Annotated in this window: 11 protein-coding genes; 9 read left to right on the top strand and 2 right to left on the bottom strand. The window is 49.4% G+C overall.

Features of this window, described 5'->3' with window-relative positions:
* Both H6B31_RS03880 and H6B31_RS03875 read right to left on the bottom strand, forming a co-directional pair.
* Nucleotides 1-2,520, bottom strand: coding sequence for a TIR domain-containing protein (locus H6B31_RS03880; protein WP_204897293.1), 2,520 nt, complete (start codon nt 2,518-2,520; stop codon nt 1-3).
* A gap of 927 nt (nt 2,521-3,447) precedes the next feature.
* The gene (locus tag H6B31_RS03875; RefSeq protein WP_204897292.1) at nt 3,448-4,122 is read right to left on the bottom strand and encodes an alpha/beta hydrolase; all 675 of its coding nucleotides are present in this window, start codon (nt 4,120-4,122) and stop codon (nt 3,448-3,450) included.
* A gap of 369 nt (nt 4,123-4,491) precedes the next feature.
* On the opposite strand from H6B31_RS03875, the gene H6B31_RS03870 reads away from it, so the two are divergent.
* From H6B31_RS03870 to H6B31_RS03830, 9 genes are all read left to right on the top strand, one after another.
* Nucleotides 4,492-5,619 (top strand): restriction endonuclease-related protein, encoded by a 1,128-nt coding sequence (locus tag H6B31_RS03870; protein ID WP_204897291.1) that lies wholly within the window; start codon nt 4,492-4,494, stop codon nt 5,617-5,619.
* Nucleotides 5,609-8,692 (top strand): pPIWI_RE_Z domain-containing protein, encoded by a 3,084-nt coding sequence (locus tag H6B31_RS03865; RefSeq protein WP_204897290.1) that lies wholly within the window; start codon nt 5,609-5,611, stop codon nt 8,690-8,692. Before H6B31_RS03870 ends, H6B31_RS03865 begins: the two co-directional genes overlap by 11 nt.
* The gene (locus H6B31_RS03860; RefSeq protein ID WP_204897289.1) at nt 8,682-11,174 is read left to right on the top strand and encodes a pPIWI_RE module domain-containing protein; all 2,493 of its coding nucleotides are present in this window, start codon (nt 8,682-8,684) and stop codon (nt 11,172-11,174) included. Before H6B31_RS03865 ends, H6B31_RS03860 begins: the two co-directional genes overlap by 11 nt.
* 107 nt (nt 11,175-11,281) lie before the next feature.
* The gene (locus H6B31_RS03855) at nt 11,282-14,437 is read left to right on the top strand and encodes a DEAD/DEAH box helicase (RefSeq protein WP_204897288.1); all 3,156 of its coding nucleotides are present in this window, start codon (nt 11,282-11,284) and stop codon (nt 14,435-14,437) included.
* Nucleotides 14,438-14,821, top strand: a complete 384-nt coding sequence (locus H6B31_RS03850) for a (deoxy)nucleoside triphosphate pyrophosphohydrolase (RefSeq protein WP_204897287.1) — start codon at nt 14,438-14,440, stop codon at nt 14,819-14,821.
* Complete coding sequence (locus H6B31_RS03845) at nt 14,811-15,128, top strand: nucleoside triphosphate pyrophosphohydrolase (protein WP_204897286.1); 318 nt, start codon at nt 14,811-14,813, stop codon at nt 15,126-15,128. The genes H6B31_RS03850 and H6B31_RS03845 overlap by 11 nt, the downstream gene beginning before the upstream one ends.
* Nucleotides 15,125-15,583, top strand: a complete 459-nt coding sequence (locus H6B31_RS03840; RefSeq protein ID WP_204897285.1) for a DUF6998 domain-containing protein — start codon at nt 15,125-15,127, stop codon at nt 15,581-15,583. Before H6B31_RS03845 ends, H6B31_RS03840 begins: the two co-directional genes overlap by 4 nt.
* Before the next feature lies 1 nt (nt 15,584).
* The gene (locus tag H6B31_RS03835) at nt 15,585-17,885 is read left to right on the top strand and encodes a DEAD/DEAH box helicase (RefSeq protein ID WP_430691869.1); all 2,301 of its coding nucleotides are present in this window, start codon (nt 15,585-15,587) and stop codon (nt 17,883-17,885) included.
* Nucleotides 17,882-21,163, top strand: coding sequence for a DUF8426 domain-containing protein (locus H6B31_RS03830; RefSeq protein ID WP_204897283.1), 3,282 nt, complete (start codon nt 17,882-17,884; stop codon nt 21,161-21,163). The genes H6B31_RS03835 and H6B31_RS03830 overlap by 4 nt, the downstream gene beginning before the upstream one ends.
* Nucleotides 21,164-21,184: the final 21 nt, after the last annotated feature.

The raw sequence follows: 21,184 nt of genomic DNA, 5'->3' as shown, positions 1-21,184 counted from the left end.
TTACAGCTTTTTCAGTTCCGCCTCAATCTCCGCCAGCCGGGCCTCCACCTGCCTGCGCTTGCCGCCGGAGAACAGGCCCTTGATTGTGGGCAATTCCGCTTGCAGCCGGGTGCGCTCATCCTCCAGCGCATTTCGGTGCTGGGTGCGCTGTTCCTCTTCTCTGCGGCGGCGCTCCTCTTCATGACGGCGCTGTTCCTCTTCCCAGCGCTGCTTTTCTTTGCGGTGCTGCTCATCCTTTTGACGGGCTTCTTCTCTCCTCTGGCGGAGAGCTGTCCGCTCTGCCTTCAATGTTTCGACGCTGCTAAACAACTGCCAATCCGATACATTACATTCGCCATAGCTATTACTGCCCACCGCGACTACCTTGCCGTCCGCTTGCAGGCCTATCGTGTGGAAGCCTCCGGCGCAGATCGCTACAATATTACACCAGTCCGAGACATTACATTCGCCCTGGCTATTATTGCCCGCCACGACTACCTTGCCGTCCGCTTGCAGGCCTATCGTGTGGAAGCCTCCGGCGCAGATAGCTACAATATTTTTCCAGTCAGAGACATTGCACTGTCCGCAATGATTATTGCCAGCTGCGACTACTGTTCCGTCTGCCTTCAGTCCTACTGTATGAGAGTTTCCAGTGCAGACCATTACAATATCTGTCCAGGCCGGGACGTTGTAGCTCCCGGGAACATTACTTCCCACTGCAACCACTGTTCCGTCTGCTCTCAGACCTATTGTGTGGGAATCTCTAGCGCAAATAGCTGTAATATCTTTCCAGCTTGAGACATTACACTGTCCGCAATTATTATTGCCCACTGCGACTACCGTGCCGTCCCCTCTTAGACCTACCGTATGCTCATCTCCGGCGCAGATAGCCACAATATTTTTCCAGCCAGAGACATTACACTGATCCCGCAAGCTAGTTCCAACCGCAACCACTGTACCATCTGACCTCAGACCTATTGTGTGATCATTCCCGGCGCAAATAGCTACAATATCCCTCCAGTCCGAAACTCTGCACTGTCCGTCTTTACCTACCGCAACCACCGTGCCGTCTGCTCTCAGGCCTACCGTATGGCGGCCTCCAGTGCAGACCGCTATAATATCCTTCCAGTACGAGACATTGCATTGTCCGTAAGTATTAGGGCCTACTGCGGCCACCCTGCCATCGGAACCCAAACCTACAGTAACATAAGCCTCTGAAGCGGCGAGAAGGCCTTGTGCATAAGGTCGGATTGCTGCCAATCTCTTTTCGGTTTCCTGTCTGGCAGCATTCTCCTGCTGTGCTTTCCGATGTGTTATCTTTTCTGATGCAGCCTGATATTCTTTCAGTACTGTATATAGCTCTGGTGTGGCAAACTCCAACGCTCGTTCCCACAGTGTGGATACCTGTCCGGAAAAAGCATCACTATCTTCAGCAACCTCGGAAATTTGATGGTACTTTCGTTCCGCACAGAACTTGCCCACATAGGCCTCGGCGCTCTCAGGGGCGATGTCCAGCACCTTGTCGAAGTACTCGTTGGCGCTGTCCCAGTTTCCATCCTCCAGGAACATTTGTGCCCGCTTCAGCAAACTATCCACCGTGGGGCCGCCTGCGGCTTGAGCTGGAGCAGCAGCCTGCGCCGCTGTGCCTTTCCCCAGCAGCTTGTCGATGCCCCGGAGGAGGTCCTGCACGGCTCCCACCTTGCCCATGTCCTGGCCCTGGAGCTTCTGGAACTCCTTGGGCATGTCGTAGGCGTCCACATCCTTGTAGCAGGGGATCAGATGCTTGCTCTTGTCCTGGGCCATCAGCTTCAGAAAGCGGCTCCACTCGTTCTTCACCCACACGGCGTTGAAATACTCATAGTCGGTGCCGAACACCAGCATGATTTTCGCGCTGTTCAGGGCGGCAAAGATGTAGGGCTCGTACTGAGTGCCCAGCTTGTCCTCCAAAGTAATGCGGGAGAAAAACACCCGGTAGCCCTTCTCTGTCAGGGCGTCATACACGTCCTGGGCCAGCACACTGTCCACCGTGCGCTCCCCGCTCTCGTCGGTCTCCTTGTAACAGATGAAGATGTCGTAGGGCGGTTCCTTGCCGGAGACCTCCAGTATCCCCTTTCGGATGTCCTCGATGGCCTTGGCCTCGTCCCGATACACCCGCCGGGCCACCGCGTCGGCGTACTCCATCACCTTCTCCAGGTTCTCGTCCTCCAGGACGGACTCATAGGAGGAGCGGTGGCAGGTGGGCACCTTCTTCCCGGTGGCCGGGTCGTCTACGTACTCAATGCCATATTTGCACAGCAGAAGGCCCCAGTAGGCCTCCGGCTCCGCCGGAAAGTCGGTGATAATGCTGTCGTAAATGTTTGCCGCCCGGTCAAAGTCACAGTCGAACCGCAGTTTGTTGGCCCGCAGGAACAGGCTAGTTTTTTTCTCACTGTCCGCACTGGGAACTGTCTGCTTGGTGCCGCAGTACTCGCACTCGGCCACAGTCACGCCCTCGGTGATCTCCAGGTCCCCGCCGCACATTTTGCATTTGATAATGGCCATTCTTATTTCCTCCATCCTTTCTCGCCGTGTCAAATTGATTCATTCATACAATTTGACATAAAGCATTCTTATGAAATATAGGGTGCAATATCACAATCAACTCCTAATTTTTCATCTTTGTTGGTCATTTTGTATTTTATCACAGGCATCAATCCGCAACAATACTATGCATTTTGCATAGTATTGTTGTCCGAGGTATTGACTTTGCTTTCAGAACATGCCAGTGGAACGGCAGATCTGGTGGATCCAATCCAAGGTCTCCTTCTGTCGGACATGCCCACTCACCAGGCTAAGGCCTATCAAGATACCATACATCTCTATAAAAATCTACGCCAATATTTCGAGACGGAAAATCGCCAGAATCCATTGCAGCATAAGGTGTTTGGCGGAATTTAATTTGTGTCAGGATTCATAAGCGTCAGACAAATTATCCAGATATGCAATGGATGGTCAGTTTTATACAATTTGCAAAAAATCATTCATCTGAGCAAAAATTGATTTAAAGGTGATATAACGCCGATCTATGCGCAAAAATCCTCTGAAATCAATGACTTCAGAGGATTTTTGTGGTCCGAGTGGAGCGATTCGAACGCTCGGCCCCGTGATCCCAAACGCTTGAACCAAATTTTTTGTGATAATTTGTAGTGCTTTCCAGCATTTTCCGCTCGGTATTGAATATTTTTTGACGCTCTTAAATCCACTGTTTCCGGGTATTCCAGTCCTGACTGTGGTCAAATATGGGGTCAAAAACGCTTCCTGACCAGGGGCGGCAGGTGTCTGCCTGCCCCGGCCGGGAAGCGTTTTTTCGTAACTCTGGGTTTGGGGTATTGTACCTCTGGCAAAGCGAGTGTGCAAGTCTTTTCTGTGCGGCGGGCGTATCAGTTTTTCACACGCCGAAACAAAGAATAAGGGCCGGGAGGCCAGCCCCTATTTGCTCAACAGCCACTGAATGCCCGCAACGGTCCGTTCGATCCCCTGGACAAAATGGTTTCCAGAATTCAGTTGGAACACTGTGTCGATGCCCTCGCCCTGGTAAAAAGCCTGGATTTCCTCTGTATTCTCCTGAACTGTTTTCAGAACCGGATTGCGTGTCTTGGCCTCCTTGTCCCCCAGAGAGAAATAGATGCAGTCTGGCCGGCGCTTCGGCTCGTGGGAGAAGATGTACTCTTTGAAACCAGGAAACCACAAGGAGCCGGACATGCACCCCACCCGCGAGAACACATCTGTCTGGTAGATGGTGTACAGGGCGAATAACCCCGCCAGAGAGTACCCGGCGATTCCCCGCCACGCCGGAGGCCCGACCAGCTCTTTTTCTGCCCTGGGTATGATCTCCTCCACCAGCAGCCGCAGGTAGTCACCTGCCCCGCCGGTAAAGGGTTCTCCCTTCTTGAAGGCCGCCGGACTGTCCCACGGAGCCATGTCTTGGTTCCAGTCCAGATTACTGATGGCTACCAAGGTAAACGGTGGGCAACCAGTAGCCTGTGCAGTCTCATATACCTTTTGGCTTTCATCGTGGAAGGTGTTGAGGTAGATAACCGGAGACTCTGATTCGCTGCACGGAAAGATAGAGATGGTCTCGTCACCTGTTGTAAAGGTACGCATATCTGCATCACTCAGTTTCTACTTATCAGATTTGCAAGTGTTTTTATCCTACGCTTTTATTGTACATCGTCGGGATGTGTCTGCAATATTATAAAAAGTTCTTAATTTGTAAGGTGAGGTAATCCGGCATAAGTATTGGTCAGGATATGCAGCCCATGGTTTCAACCAATAAAAATTTGCTCTTGACAGCACCTGGATATTGTATATATACTAAGAGCGTACACGAGAAAAGTAAAGATGGTAGAGCCTACTGCATGTCATTACCTTAGGGTGATATATATGCTTAGGCTGAGTTATTGTAACTATCGACGGTTCTCTTGTACGCACAAGAGAACCGTTTTATTTTTGTCTAAGGCAGGAGGCCTCTGTATGGATGCGATATTTTTGCGGAAAACATTTGCGCTAATTGCGAAAGGATTAGTGGAGAAGGAGCAGCTTTTACAAAAAGAACCTACACGGTATCCTTACAGTAAAGCATTGCAGCATGGCATAAATATGTTTTTAGCTGCAAGCCATCAAATTGGTGGCATGCAGGATATAACACAATATGCGGACGAGGCTGCGTTCCTGAAATTTTTTATTACCAAGCCTGTTTTTGAATGGTTTGATAAATGGGATCCCAATGGAATCGATTCTTTAAACTTAAAAGAAGAGCCATTTTATAGTTATGGGGCGTTAGCGTATCAACGGAGTGGAAATTTGTATAGTCCCAGTTCTGAATGCTATGAGTATTTGGAATCCCAGGACAATGATATCATGGACGGAACCGACGAACGTGTCCTTTATGAGAAAATCATTGTTTTAGGGCAAGAAATTTACTGTCGGATCAGAAGATACATCATTGAGCATCCAATCATATCTATTGATGAGCGACGAGCCATGTCATTGGAATTGGCTGATGATCCAGCTGCTATGGAGGCATTTCAATTTGCGTATGAAGAAATTTGGGAGGACAGTTATCGATGTCCCTGCTGTGGATGGACCATGACATATGGGAAGTACGGATATATCTGTCATTCATCTCACTGTGTGGACACAATCCCAAATCTGACCGATGATATGAAACTGGATGCTTCTGGTGGCGGGCTTTATCGTTTGAAAAAAGGTATCATGCGGTACTTTGCAGCGCCTGGCAAACTGGAACTTGATATCGTTGCGTTCTGCCAAAAGAAAAACATTCACTGGGTGCTGTGGCCTCAACTGGATCGATATGATGTAGAGATTCAATTTTCTGATGGAGAGGTGTGGGAAATTGATGCGAAAGCGTATCGAAATCCAATTGCGCTGCGAACAAAAATTCTGAACGACAATGGCTTCCCTACAGGGGATTATGCGAGAGGATATTATGTAATTCCCAATGAATACACGGCAAATCAGAAAAACTACACTACGATTATCAACCGCGCTTTGAAGAACCAGGAAAATGTAATGTGTGTGACATTGAGGGCCTTAAAGTCTGAAATCAGTAAAAAGGAGGCTGCGTGCCATGAAGAATAATGATCGGAATACCTGGTATGCACCTCTTTCTGCTCAGTTTCAGCTCATCGAAGAAGCCATGCCACTGTCTCGCTTTGCGGCTATTGAGGCAGTTTTATATTTACTGAGTTTAACCGCACCGGATGCCGATCCGACAAAAGCATATCTTTTATTTACGCAGTATCAACTGATTGGCACAACTCAATGTTCTGATATAGAACACACGCTGCAGCAGGCTCGATCCAAACTCGGATATTATCGCTCTCAAAAGTATTGGCAGGATGACTTGCGAGAATATCGAAAGAAGCGTTACGATGCAGTTCGCGCATTTTCCATTCAACAAGTGGATGAGAAACGATCTTTCTCGAAAGCAATCGGGCCATATCCATATCCGTATGAAGAACGAGCAAAGGAATGGGTACGCTTTTGGCCGGAGCGCGTTGAAGATTTAAAGGCGCCCACTTATGCGGAAAGTGGAACCTACCGCTATATGTACAGTTTTGAAAGTGGGGATTCCGAAACTGTTCGTGTCAAACTGAATTGTGCAGGAGTAGATACTGCATCGTCGATGCCAGTTGAAAAAAATTGCCGACCCCCTATCACAATTTCCATTAAAGAGCTGTTGAGTACTGCGGAAAAGATGGCTGAAATATGCCCAGGAGATCCTTGCTTCACAATTCTTAAGACAAATATTCTGAAGGAAGTTAACGGCTTCACTGTTCAACCATGTTCGGAACTTACAATCCGTGAAGTGGTCAACATGGTAGGTATGGTGGGTGCAGGTAAATCAACATTGATCAAGGTGTTGTCCTTCTGGTTCCATCAACATGGTCTGCGTATGGCTGTGGTTGTCGACACGGTCGCTGAGACGTTAAGCTTGCAAAAATATTTATCCTCCCTCGGAGTTGCGGCAAGTCATCTGATTGGCCGCAGCGAGAGGATGAAATATATCAACCAAGTCTCACAACCAGATGAAATTTGTTTGTCTGCTTCATATTCTCAATACTTAACGCCTGCTTGTCTGATTGATGGAATGGATGAACAACATGATGCAGCGATTGTCTTTGGTAAAGAGCCATGCTATTCGCTCAAAAAAGGCAATCAGCATTATCTTTGCCCATATTTTGAGCAGTGTTCAGGAACAAAAATGCTTCGAGACTGTTATACGGCTTCGGTGGTAGTCACAACAGTTGCAGGCTTTGCAGCGTCGCGGGTCGGTACTGCACGGGAAACTTTTCTGGAATTGGCAATGCGTGATTTTGACTTGGTTGTGTTTGACGAAAGTGACCGGGTTCAGAAAACACTGGATCATTTCTTCATGCCGGAAACCAGCTTTAATAACTATATTCGCGAGTGCGCCGAAGACTGCAGTGCATATATGAAATTAAGTAGTAAGCATCGGGAAGAGAATTTAGCTGCACAGCGATATGATGAGATGCAACGCCAAAGTGTTACGGTACTAAGCTGCATTGTAAAGTCCCTGCACCATGAACTGGGAGCATGGAGAAAAATCACGTATGGTGATCCGTTTTCTGCCCTCACTTTGTTGGATGATCTATATCAGACAGAAACGGAATTTAAGATTCCGCATGCCGTTTATCAGGCAATTTATAACTTGATTGATATGCAGGACGAGGAGAGAATTCGGCAAAGCACCTTGTGGGCGGTACTGGACAGTTCCTGCAAGAGTACTGATGAGTTTTTCTTTGATCGGATGTATCAATTGTGGTTGACGGAACTCGGTGAGACTTTCCCACGACCTGAGAAAAATAAAGCGAGGAAGATCCAGGATGCCCGGATCAAACTGATTTTGCGATTAATTTACTTCGACCACTTTATTCGTGGGCTGAGTGATGCGTATGAGGCCAGTCATGAGACTTCCTATGGGCAGAATGAGCTGTTTGGTTTTTTGCAAACTCGTTTCCGGCAGCAACAGCATTTTCTTCCCTCTGCGTTGTGCGGCAACTTGTTTGGGCTGAAGAAAACGGATGAGGAAGATATCATTTTGTTCCGCCAATTTGCCTTTGGAAGAAGCCTGATGAAGGACTTGCCCTATTTAAGGACGGATCAACATGGAAATCCTGCCGGTCCCCATGTGATCCTCTTGTCCGGTTCCAGCTGGGCAGAAGGTTCTTATGAGTACCATGTCAATAGGCCTGTGAACTACATTTTGGAAGCAGATGCCGAAAAAAGAGTGTTCTTGGAAAAAACGCGCTTCTTTGAGTCCGGTTTTCTTGAACGCATCTCCGGTGCTGGAGATGATCAGAGAGTGGCACAATTGCGTGCTGCTACGCAAAAGGCCGTTGACTTGATTATCAGCGAATATAAACGCAAGGCCGGGAAAATTTTGCTGGTTGTCAATAGTTATGCACAGGCGTTGGAAGTACAGCAGACACTGGAAACCGCTTTACGAAAAGCAAACTGTTCGGCACGTACTTGTCGTATGATTGCCGATGCTATTAATGCTCCCAGCGGCGAAGACACCGTCCGGCGTGGAGAGGTCAGTCGCTTTGCGCAGTTGAATGCAGATATCTTAATTGCGCCTGCAATGGCAATTGAGCGTGGACACAACATTGTAGATGAATATGGACATTCTGCACTTTCGGCCGTGTTTTTCATGGTTCGGCCCATGGCTGTTCCGGACGATATTCAGCAGAAGGGCAGTAAACTGAACGGACTCGTAGAATCCCATTGTAAACGAGAACCTCAAGAATCTCTGTTTGCATATAATGCACGAATTCGCCAGTTTGCTGCACGGCAATGGAACAAAATGAGTAAGACTAAGGCATTTGGCATTGCAGAACTGAGTGAGGACGAGAGAAAAGATGTAGTCGCTACCCTTTTCGTACTGATTTTGCAGATTTTCGGTCGATTGGCACGCGTTACGGATGTAAGCAGACCTGCGCCGCATGTCTACTTTATTGACGGTGCATTTCGCCGCCGCCCTGAAAAAGCAGAGGATTTTGACTGCCTTTCTGAACTGGGTCAGTACCTGGAAGAACTGATGACACAAAAAGGAAGTGCAGAAATTGCTAAAACACTTTATGCCCCCTTCTATCAAGCTTACAGAAAGGATATATCCTATGAACAATAAAATTTATCCTTTGGCATATACACTTGCTCCAAGTCAAAGCTGTACCCTTTATTACCTTGGGTTTCCAGAACACTGGAAAGAGGCGTTGCTGGAGATAGCGCGCAAAAATAACCCGCGTTTCAAGGATGAATATGGCCTTCCCACAAATGCGTTAAAAAAACTGGTAGAAAGCTGGATGGAGGGTGTTATTGCCTTGGCGCCACTAAAAAAAGGCAGCATTGATGATCGGTGGCTGACTTCCTGCTCCCCCTATTCTGAGAAAGATATACAAGCTCTTTGCGAACTGATTAAGGTTTGGGTGAAAGGAACTTATGTGACATCGTTCCGTGCTTCTCCAATGGCTTTACTGGTCAAAAAATTGGCCTCTGATTTTTGCAAAGAAATCAAACCGGATGCATTTTTACCACTTCAAAGCAGCGCAACAGTCTGCCTCACCTTTGAAAATGGCACTGTGAGTGAAGAAGCGTATCAAGCGGTTCCGCTTTTGGCAATCAATCACTTGCTGGGGAAAGAGATTATTCTGCATGGTCAAGCGCTCCGGCTATGCTGCGCTACCAAAAATCAGCTGATCAGCCGTCCGCTGTCCGATCCGAATAGTCAGCATCAATATTCTTTTGTGTTCGATTTTTCTGTGCAAACCACTCCTCCGCAGAGAAAGGCTCTACTTTTATGCCAAATGAGTATTCGGCGATGGGTCCCTGATGCTTTGAAAAAAGATCGTGCACCAATTTTGAAAGAAAATATCAATGCTCATATTAAAGTTGGGGAAGACAAATACTGTCAGGTTCAGATTGCGTACAACTACACCTCTAAAAAGGTAGACTGGAAGAAACAGGATAAGGAATGTTATAACATTTGGGGATATGAGGCGTTGCCGTCTGCCGAAGATGTTATGATGGATCCACCAGCATATGCCGCCCATATTCTCCTCCCTTATAAAAATGGTATGTGGGGAATAAAGGAATCCAAAATTGGAACCGGCGTTTCGGTGGTGGATAAGGCTTCCCTGCACCAATCGATCTTTGGTCTGCTGCAAGATTGCGATATGGTATTGGAGCAGCCCGAGGCAACGCGTATCTCCCGTAGGGGACAAAATTTTTCATGTCTTCGTAATCCACAGGAATATTCGAGTTCAGAAGAATTTCGCCAGTGGGTGAAGAAGTGCGTTGAGACAGACGAAATCAATTTTGAAATTTATGGCATGTGGCAAGATCCTGTGCAGCAAGAGCTGTTGCGTCAAATCCAAGACAAGATTGAACAGGACTTTGGCCCCAATACTCCGACATCCTGCCTGCAAATTTGCTGTATATGTAAAGAGGTTGGAAACTTGACCGACGCCATGCCAGATGATAGAAAAGAAACGAAAATCCGATATTGCGATGAGATGGCAGCCACGATTGGTAAAACTGATGTTGTAACTGCGTGTATGTTTGTCTTACCCGGCCAGGATCAGTATTCCAAAGGAGGGGATCCCAAGCGGGTGATTCGGAATGCGTTTGCCCAGACAGGCCGTGTGGTACAATTTATAACTCCAGAAGAAAATGAAGGGTACAGCAAAATTCAAAATGCCGTATATGACCTCTATCGTCAGCTGGGGGTTGTTACTTTGCTGAATCCGAGCAAGGAGCTCCCACCGCTGGCCAATACCCCTTGTGTTGGGATGCATCTTTGCACACAGGTTCATGGTATTGCCAATAAAGCACGGTTTCTCCCTCTGTGTGTCACCGTGAATATCCCTGAAGGGAAAACAAGAGTTTATTGTGATGCTTTTTCCAAAAGAGGTGTTTCTTATAGAGAAGCCTGTCTGGAAATGGCCAAACTTTTTTGGGACAGTAATCTGGAACAACGTTGCGTTGAAGCAAGTCGTGTACCTGCAAAGCAAAAGCTGATTGAACTAAAAAATCATTTTTATAGCAAAGAGGACAGCGTTTTGTTGGTTGTGCAATCCGATGGGACTACACGTGCGGTGTGGAGCGGAATTTCTGATAAAGAAATTGGATGCTATGATGTGATAGAGTCATACTGCCCCACGGAAATCAATGTTGGAATGCCGAAAAGCCCGTATAAAATGTCTCTACTGGATTCCGGAGTGAGGATCATACGAATTCGAAGCAATCAGGAAGTCCCCGACTATTACACAGATCTTAGTAAAAAATCCACTGAGGAACGACTGCAATTAACTTCTTCCTCCGGTATATTCCAATACGGTGATGTATATTGGGGTATCCATGTGAAACCCAATGACCCCCAATACACAAGTAGCTTCAAGGCTTCGAGAATTGATTATCCTAAGCAGCGGTTTGCTGAAAAAGACATGATTGAGCTGTACCCTCTGCAACTGCAGCCAGGTGACACAGCGGAAAATTGGGTCTTTTATACAAACGCATTGCGCCATATTCCGATCCAATATAATCAGTCGCTTGTCCTCCCTCTCCCGTTGCACTTAGCAGAAGGGTTGGAAGAATACCTGTTTGACGCATAAGGTGTGCTGAGTGATTGATGCTTGTAGAATGCTGGAAATACAGGTATACTGGATACAAAATATGCCACTATTTTTTTATCTATAACCACGTAGAAAGAGTGACTGATATGTTGCAACCTGGTCTTTACGAACAAGTCATCAATACCGCTCTGAACCGCGAGCTTTCGGAGATTCCCGACGCCCGCAAATCGGTTGCGCCCATTGACAAGGCAGAGGCATCGAAAGTACTGGCGCAGTATCTGGCGGATGTGGTACAGAAGGGCCTGGACAACGTACTGGACAACGGTGGAGATATCTCCACGCAGATCAGTCTTGCCAATAAAATCGTAGACCTTATTCAGAACACAACCCAAGAAGCTGACTTTGCCACGCTGAGTGTTGATCAGCGGGCAGAGCAGCTTCTTGCGCTTTTACGGGAGCAGGACCCCCGGCTGGCCGTAGGCAAAACGGCTGCCGACCTGATCCGGCCGGAAACCTCCATCGCCCAGAGCAGCCTGTTTACCGGGGCCATTCATGAGCCACAGATGTACACAGAGTTGAAAAAGGAGATTGTCTCCGCCGACCGCATCGATATGCTGGTGTCCTTCATCAAATGGAGCGGCCTGCGCCTCCTGATGGATGAGTTGCGGGAGTTTACCCAAAACGGAGGAGAACTGCGGATCATTACCACCTCCTACATGGGAGCTACCGATGTGAAGGCGATTGAGGAGCTCCGGACATTACCGAACACCAGAATCAAGGTCAGTTACGACACCAAGCGCACCCGGCTCCACGCCAAGACCTATGTCTTCTACCGGGATACCGGCTTCACCACCGCCTATGTAGGCTCCTCCAACCTGTCCAACGCCGCCATCTCCAGCGGTCTGGAATGGAATATGAAGGTTACCCGCAGGGATTTGCCGGAGACCATCGACAAGATTGCCGCCACCTTCGGGAGCTACTGGAATTCCAGCGAGTTTGAGTATTACTCCGAGGATCAAAAGGAGCGGCTGGCCCGGGCACTAAAGGCGGAAAAATACTTCGATTCCAATAACGCCGAAGTCTACACCATGGATATCGCGCCCTACTCCTACCAGCAGGAAATTCTGGACAAGCTGGAGGCGGAGCGTACCGTTCGAGGCTATACCCGCAACCTGGTGGTGGCCGCCACCGGTACTGGCAAGACGGTGATCTCCACTCTGGACTATAAGCGCTTTTGCAAGCAACACCCCGGAAAGCCCTGCCGGCTGCTCTTTGTGGCTCACCGGGAGGAGATCCTGCGACAGAGCTTGTACACCTTCCGAGCCGTTCTGAAGGACGCCAATTTTGGAGAGCTGTTCGTGGGTAATTACCGTCCAGAGGGTATCGACCACCTGTTTCTTTCTATTCAGACCTTCAACTCTCAGGATTTCACCGCCAAGACTGCCCCGGACTTTTATGACTACATCGTTGTAGACGAGTTCCACCATGCGGCAGCGCCTACCTATCAGAAGCTACTGTCCTACTATCAGCCCCAAATTCTCCTGGGCCTGACTGCTACCCCAGAGCGTATGGACGGCAAAAGTGTACTGCCCTACTTCAACAACCGGATTGCCGCGGAAATTCGCCTGCCGGAAGCCATTGACCGCAAGTTGCTGTGTCCCTTCCAGTATTTCGGTGTCACCGACACAGTGGATCTGAACACATTGAAGTGGAGCGCCGGCGGCTACGATAAGGGAGAGCTTTCCAATCTATACACTCTCAGCGGAGCTGTGGCCAATCGCCGCGCCGATCTGGTGGTGTCCTCGCTCTTGAAGTATGTGACCGACATCGATGAGGTAAAGGGCCTGGGCTTCTGTGTTTCTATCGAGCATGCGGAGTTTATGTGTCACTATTTCAACGATCACGGGATTCCGTCCATCTTTCTAACTGGAAAATCCTCCGATGAGGAGAGAAAAGCCGCCAAAGGGCGGCTGGTGAGTGGCGAGATTCGTTTCATCTTCGTGGTGGACATCTACAACGAGGGTGTTGACATTCCTGAGGTCAACACCGTGCTGTTCCTACGTCCCACCGAGTCCCTGACCATCTTCCTCCAGCAGCTGGGCCGTGGCCTGCGGCTTGCGGAGGATAAGGAGTGCCTGACGGTGCTGGACTTCATCGGCCAGGCCAATAAAAAGTATAATTTTGAGGATAAGTTTGCCGCCCTACTGTCTAACACTACCCGCAGCGTGACACGGGAGATCAAGGACGGATTTGTCTCCGCACCTAAGGGCTGCTACATACAGTTGGAGAAAAAGGCTGCCAAATACATTCTGGATAACATTCGCGCCTCCTATGGCAATACCGCCGGTTTGGTGGCTCGAGTGGCCAGTTTTGCGGAAGATAGCGGTTTGGAACTGACCCTGGCAAATTTCCTGGACTATTACCACTTGGACCCCAGGGCAATTTACAAGTTTTCTTCTTTCTCCCGTATCTGTGCCCGGGCGGATATGATTGCGGATTTCAGGGAACCGCTGGAGGAGGTGCTCACAAAAGCCCTTGGTCGGTTGGCCGTTGTGGACTCCCGGCGCTGGATTCACTTTTTGTTGGACCTGCTGCTCCGTCTGGACGATGTGGACTTTGCGGCAATGGGCGAGCTGGAGCAGCGGATGCTCCAGATGTTCTATGTGACTGTTTGGAGCAAGGCGGCGGAGAGCTGGGCATCCGATGAGATGCTGGACAACCTGTATGCCCTCTCAGACAGCCCGGTGCTGCTGGGTGAGCTTCTGGACCTGCTCCGCTACCGATACGAGCAGATTGATTTTATTGACGAGCCAGTGGAACTGGGTTTTGACTGCCCACTGGACCTCCACTGCACCTATACCCGGGATCAGCTACTGGTGGCGATGGATTTTTTGAAACCGGCGACAGTACGCGAGGGAGTCAAGTGGTTGCCGGAAAAGCAACTGGATGTGTTCTTTGTGACACTGAATAAGGCAGATAAAGACTATTCGCCCACCACCATGTATCACGATTATTCTATCAATGAAAACCTGTTCCACTGGCAGAGCCAGAGCACCACGGCGGCGGACTCTCCCACCGGCCAGCGGTATATCCATCACCAGAAGCGAGGGAGCAAGGTGCTGCTGTTTGTTCGGGAATTCAAGGCGGACCGGATCACAGGAGGCGCCGCGGCCTATACCTTCCTGGGAACGGCAAACTATGTGAAGCATGACGGGAGTAGGCCCATGAATATCACATGGAAGCTGGACCGGCCAATTCCGGCGAAGTTTTTGAAGAAAACAAATAAATTGGTGGTGGGATAAATGACTGAAGTAGTAGCAGCCCTCATCTGGGATCAGGACAAGTTTATGATTTGCCAGCGCCCGGCACACAAGGCCCGTGGTCTTCTCTGGGAGTTCGTTGGAGGTAAGGTGGAGCCCGGAGAAACAAAAGAGCAGGCGCTCATTCGGGAATGTCAGGAAGAATTGGCAGTCACGCTGGATGTGGGCGAGGTGTTCATGGATGTGGTTCACGAATACCCCGATCTAACGGTTCACCTGACGCTGTTTCATTCGACCATCCGTGAGGGTACCCCCCAGAAATTGGAGCATAATGACATCCGTTGGATTACGGTGGATGAAATTGATCAGTACGCATTTTGCCCTGCGGATAAGGAGATTTTGAGGAGACTAAAGGATGCCTACTAAAGCCTATTACAAACTGGTGCGGGATCGCATTCCGGAAATTATCGAAGCAGATGGGAAAAAATATGTCTGTGAAAAACTTTCCGACGAGGACTATCTTTCCCTTCTGGACCAGAAGCTGAACGAGGAGCTGGCTGAGTATCAGGAGAGCAAATCTCTGGAGGAACTGGCCGACCTTCTGGAGGTCATGCAGGCTGTCGTAAAGGCCCGCGGCTGGACATTGGAAGAACTGGAGCAGGTACGGGTAGAGAAAGCGGCCAAACGGGGCGGATTTGAGAAGAAAATCTTGCTGAAGGAAGTGCAGGGATGAGCGGTTCAGCGATACAGGATTTAGTTGCAGAAAAGATAAAAATACTTTACAGCATATCTCAGGAACTGGAAAGCCTGTTTCCTGGAAGGCACTATACGCCAGACGGCCACATGATTGGGAGTATTGGTGAAGCTTTGGCAGCCTGTTGCTATGGGCTAAAGCTATTCGAAGCATCGGAGAAAACACATGATGGACAAGCCCCCGATGGACGCCTGGTTCAGATCAAAGCAACACAAATTAATCGTATTGCTATTTCCAGTGAGCCGGAATGGCTGCTCGTGCTGAAGATACATAAAGACGGCACTTTTTCCGAGGAGTACAACGGGCCCGGCAAACTGGCCTGGGAGCATTGCGGGAAAATGCAGAAAAATGGTCAGCGCCCTATTTCTCTGGCAAAACTGCGGCAACTTCAACCAAGAGTCCCGCAATCTGAACGACTAAAGCAAATAATGTGAGGTGACCTCCATGCCTACCTACCGCTCCGCCTCCGGCAGCAGTGCTGAGGATTTGTTCATCGAACTATTCTCCGACACTTTTGGCGCTGAGAAAGCCGGCTATCTCTATTCCCAGTACCCTTTCTCCGACATCTACCAGAACAGCCGGTTTGCTGACTTTCTGATCGAAAACGGCGGGCGGAAGGTGGCCATTGAGATCGATGATGAGGCGTCCCACAACCCCAAGCTGGTATCCCAAAACAAATTTTACGACGACCTGCTCAAGCAGAACAGCATGATCTACCTGGGCTGGGACGTGTACCGCTGGGCGGTGCGGCAGATGCAGCAGCAGCCAGAGACCGTCAAGGACGAACTTCGGGTATTCTTGGGACAGCACCCCAGTTTCAGGGAAATCGAAGACTATCTCCCCACCCAGCGGGGCAAGTCTCTGGACGGCTCCAAGCTGGAACTAAAGGAACACCAGAAGCAGGCACTGACAGCCCTGGAAGAGATGCGCTGCAACTTCGAAACCATCGCCCTTCTCTACCACGCCACCGGCACCGGCAAGACGGTGACCGCCGTCATGGACGCCAAGCGGTTTGGAAAGCGTACGCTGTTCCTGGCCCACACGGTGGAACTGGTAGATCAGGCCTCCAAGACCTTCCGGGAACTGTGGCCGGAGGTCGCTGTAGGCAGTTATGTTGAGAGCCGCAAAGAGAAGGAAGCTTATGTGGTCTGCGGCAGCATCCAGAGCGTGGCATTGAATCTGGAGCGGTTCACGCCGGATGACTTCGGCTACATTATCGTGGATGAGGCCCACCACGCCTCCGCCGATACATATCAGAAGGTTCTGTCCTACTTCACGCCGGAATTTACCCTGGGCCTGACCGCTACACCGGAGCGGGCCGACGACAAGAACATCCTGGACATCTTCAAGAACACCGCCCACAAGCTGGATATCCAGACCGCCGTGGAGATCGGCGAGCTGGTTCCGGTGCGGTGCATCCGCATCCACACCAACATCGACTTGACCAAGGTACGGTTCAACAGTGTCCAGTACAACATCCGGGATCTGGAGAGCAAGATCTATGTGCCGGAGCGCAATCAGCTCATTGTGGACACTTGGCTCCAGTATGTGAGGGACAAGCGGACCGTTATCTTCTGCGCCTCCGTCAAACACGCCCAAGAGATCGCCGGGCGGCTTCATGATGCCGGTGTGGTAGCCGAGGCGGTGTCCGGAGAGATCAAGGCCAGCGACCGCAGGGAGATATTGGCCCGCTTTGAGAAGGGCGAGGTCAAGGTGCTGTGCGCCTGCGACCTACTCAACGAGGGCTGGGACTGCCCGGCCACGGAAGTTCTGTTCATGGCCCGGCCCACCATGTCCAAGGTGCTCTATACCCAGCAGCTGGGCCGCGGCATGCGGTTGTCTCCCGGCAAGGAGAGCCTGATGGTGTTTGATTTCGTAGACAACGCCAGTCAGTACAACATGCCCTACTCTATGCACCGACTGTTCCGGCTAAAGGAGTACAAGCCCGGCGCCCTGGTGCTGGGCACCAAACGGCAGAAAACCGCCGAGCAGGGGCTTTATGAAAAGGGAGAACGCCCGGATGCCCTCATTGACTGGCCAGTGGATGCCTTGGACTATGAGCTGGTAGACATCTTCAACTGGCAGGAGGAGGCCGCCGGTATGATCTCCCAGATGGAGTTTGTCCGGCGGGTGGATGTGCAGACGGAGACCATTGAACGGTATGTCCGGGATGGCCTGCTGGTACCGGATCTGGTGGTGCCCATGAGTGAGCACCGGATCTTCAAATACTTCAAAGAGGAGACGCTCCAGAAGTATGCCCAGCAGTATGGTTGGACATTGATCGACGACTCCAACCGCAAAGATCTGTTTCTGGATATGGTGCGGCAGATGGATATGAGCTATTCCTACAAACCGGTACTGTTGAAGGCAGTGCTCCAGTTTGCAGACGACAAAGGCCGAGTGAAGCTCAGCGACATTGTCACCTACTTCCGGGAGTTCTACGAATCCCGCCGGGCGGCTGGGCTGGTGGTGGAAAAGGCCAACAGCATTTACGCCAAGGGCGGCTATACAGATGCCCAGGACCAGCGGAATATCCTGTCCAACCCCTTCAAACGGTTTGAGGATATGCAGATGCTCCACCATACCAAGAGCCTGGGCGTGATCCAGGTGGACGAGTCCGTCTGGAAGAAACTGACCCGGGATGAAAAGCAGGAGATCGAGCGGATCTGCGATGAAAAGCTGGAGCAGTATTACAGCCGATTCCAGGCCACACAAACGGAGGGCGCCATCAAATGAATCAAGAGATATTAAATAAACTCAAACATGCGTCAGAGCTGTCACCTGGTGAGCATGATGGCAGCTATGAACTGGTGCGTACGATTGTTTCCGCCTATCGTGATGTAGATGAGGCCGTGCTGGACTACCATGATTTGAATGCCATTTATCTCATGTGCATTGGAACATGGCGGCACAGCTATGACAAAAAACACGAAGCAGTCCACGCAACACATCTGCCCGAGGTACGCAAGCAAGAATTGGATCACCTGATTGATGACCTGAGAAGCCGAGCGGAGGCTGGTGCATACAAAAACCAGGAAAAAGCCGTTGACAGCACAGGTCATATTGGGATGTTCGGCACCGGGTTTTACTCATTTCAAAATAAAACAGATCCGAAATCGGTGCGCGCCTTTATCAAGATGTGCATAGATCTTCTGGATATGACGGTCGATGAGGATATGTTCCGGCGTGCCGCATTGGTGCTCACAAAGTCTTTTCATGGGATGCAGGCTGCCTCTGCCTCTGTTGTACTTCATTGCTTAAAACCGCTTACCTTCCCCGTCATTAACAGCAATGTGGGTAGCGAGGATATTTTTGCAGCACTGGGGATCGAACTGAAATCCCGGGGCAAATTGGAAACTTATGTAGATAACTGCAGAAAAATCAAGGCCTTCCGGGATACTAATTTCTCATTCAAAAATTATCGAATTTTGGATATGGCGGCATGGGAGTTGTCCTCTGATCCCATCCGTCGGATTATAAGCCAATACAAAGAGTCCTTTGCAACTTGGATCCCACAGGAGATATATAAGTGGCGTGCCGTCCAATGCTTCCAGGAGCATTGGGTACCAAAGAGAGCGGATTTTGCAGAAATGCTGAAGGAAGCCTTGGCACAGGCAAGCAATTTGATGGACACCAATTACTCCTTCCCCCGCAAGATGATCACATTTTTTGCGGAACAGGAGCCCGATACAGTTCGATTCATGTTTCAGAAACTTCTGGATCCCGAAGCAGACGTGATTGAGCAAATCCAAAACTTTAAGCAAAACGCAGATGCTCTGTTATCCAGATATCAGTTGAAAGAAAGTATGAAACAACATTATCAAGGTGACCGTACCATCTGTACCTATCTGTTCTTTGCACGACCGAACCAACATTTTCTCTATCAATACGGTAAGCTCAAGGCATTTCTGGCGGAGACTGGCTTGAGTGCCACTTACAAAATGGGAGATATCCAGAATGTACTCACCTATCATGAGGTTGCAAGCAAAGTCCTTGCCTGTGTTCAACAGGACAGCGAGCTGCTGAACATGTTCGAAACAAAGCGAGCGGAGTTCGGGAGTGAATATTACCCAGATGCTGAACATCACCTGTTAGCCGATGACATTATCTACTTTGGAAGCCAGCTGTATAAAAGCGATTATTGGCCCTCCTTGGCAGAGTATGACCCGGAGATTAGTACAGAGCAGTGGTTAGAACTTCTTGTAGATAGAACAATCTGTACAGCGGAAAATTTACAAATTCTGAAAGCCATCCAACAGGTAGGCGGAGAGGCAACCTGTAAACAACTGAGTCTAAAATTAGGGGATACTTCTGCCCACTATAACGGCAGTATGGTTCAGCTTGCCCGAAGAGTACAGGAAAAAACAGGCTGTCCGCTGGTTCAGAATGAAAACAATGATCAGAAATGGTGGCCCATCCTATTTGTAGGCCGCACCGCCCTCCAGGATCAACCCGGCACATACTCCTGGAAGCTCCGTGATGAATTGGCAGAAGCACTGAAACTCCTGCCGCAGAAAGAGGTGAACAACCCCATGTCTTTTGCAAAGAATACGATCCTCTATGGTCCTCCAGGAACAGGAAAGACCTACCAGACGGTCAATTATGCCGTGGCGATCATAGAGGGAAAATCACTGGAAGAGGTCCAGATAGAAAACCACGAAGAGGTTCTGAAGCGGTACCGGCAGTACCGGCAGGATGGGCGGATCGAGTTTACAACTTTCCATCAGTCTTTCGGCTACGAGGACTTTATTGAAGGCATTCGCCCAGTTTTTGCAGAGGACAAAGAAGAGAACTCCGGAGACATTTCCTATGAGATTGCCGATGGTGTATTTAAAAAATTCTGCGCAACAGCACAGCCCCCCGCAGTAGACCCCAATCAAAACCCCTACGGTTTCTCAGAGGTCCCAACGATCTGGAAGGTGTCTCTTGCAAGCACAGGAGATAATTCGATTCGAGATTACTGTATGAAGCATGGCTGTATTCGGATTGGATGGGATGAATACGGGGAAACCATCACGGATGACATGGACTACCATGTGGGTGGTAAAACCGTACTTAACGCATTCTTGTCCAGAATGCAGCCAGGAGATATTATTCTTTCCTGCTATACTGCGCACTCCATTGATGCTATCGGTGTTGTAACTGGAGAGCCCGAATGGCATCCAGAGTTCGAACACTATAAACGGCTGCGCACTGTTAAATGGCTGATTCAAAAGAAAAGCATTCCAATTACAGACTTTCGCCTCGAAAAAAGTTTGACATTGTCTACGGTTTACCGACTCAACACGACGGTTACAAATGTGATAGACGTTTTGAACAAAAACGGTTTTTCAGGTGTAGCGCTAGCAAAAGGCATCAAAGGTCCCTACGTATTTATCATTGACGAAATTAATCGCGGCAATATCTCGAAGATTTTTGGTGAACTCATCACTTTGATTGAGCCGTCCAAGCGTCTGGGGCAAAGTGAAGAATTACAAGCCAAGTTACCTTATTCTCACGAAGCATTTGGAATCCCAGACAATGTCTATCTGCTGGGCACCATGAATACGGCGGACCGTTCCATCGCTATGTTGGATACTGCCCTTCGGCGCCGGTTCAGTTTTGTGGAAATGATGCCGGATAGCAGCGTCTTGGATGGCGTAGAAGTCGAAGGCATTTCTATCAGTGGGCTGCTTACGACATTGAACCACCGAATCGAGGTGCTGTTTGATCGGGAGCATACGCTGGGGCATGCCTTCTTTACCCCCCTGCGCCAATCTCCGTCCATTCAGGCCTTAGGTGAGATCTTCCGAGATAAAGTGATTCCGCTTCTTCAGGAGTACTTCTATGATGACTATGAGAAGATCTGTCTGGTCCTTGGTGATAGAAAGCGTCCGGAGCAGCAACAATTTTTCAAGGTTGAAACCGCTGATTTGCAGAGTTTGTTCGGTGTGGAACCTGAATTTGAAGTAAACCCCACATACCACCTTAATCCAGCTGCTTTCTTTGATGCAGAAGTATACCGAAATCTCTGACAGCTGTATTCCGTTGGGAGG

The organism is Pseudoflavonifractor capillosus (assembly GCF_016899775.1).
In the GTDB taxonomy this organism is placed as follows: domain Bacteria; phylum Bacillota; class Clostridia; order Oscillospirales; family Oscillospiraceae; genus Lawsonibacter.
Note: the sequence above shows the minus strand (reverse complement) of the source record. Positions and strands in the feature narration are given on the sequence as shown.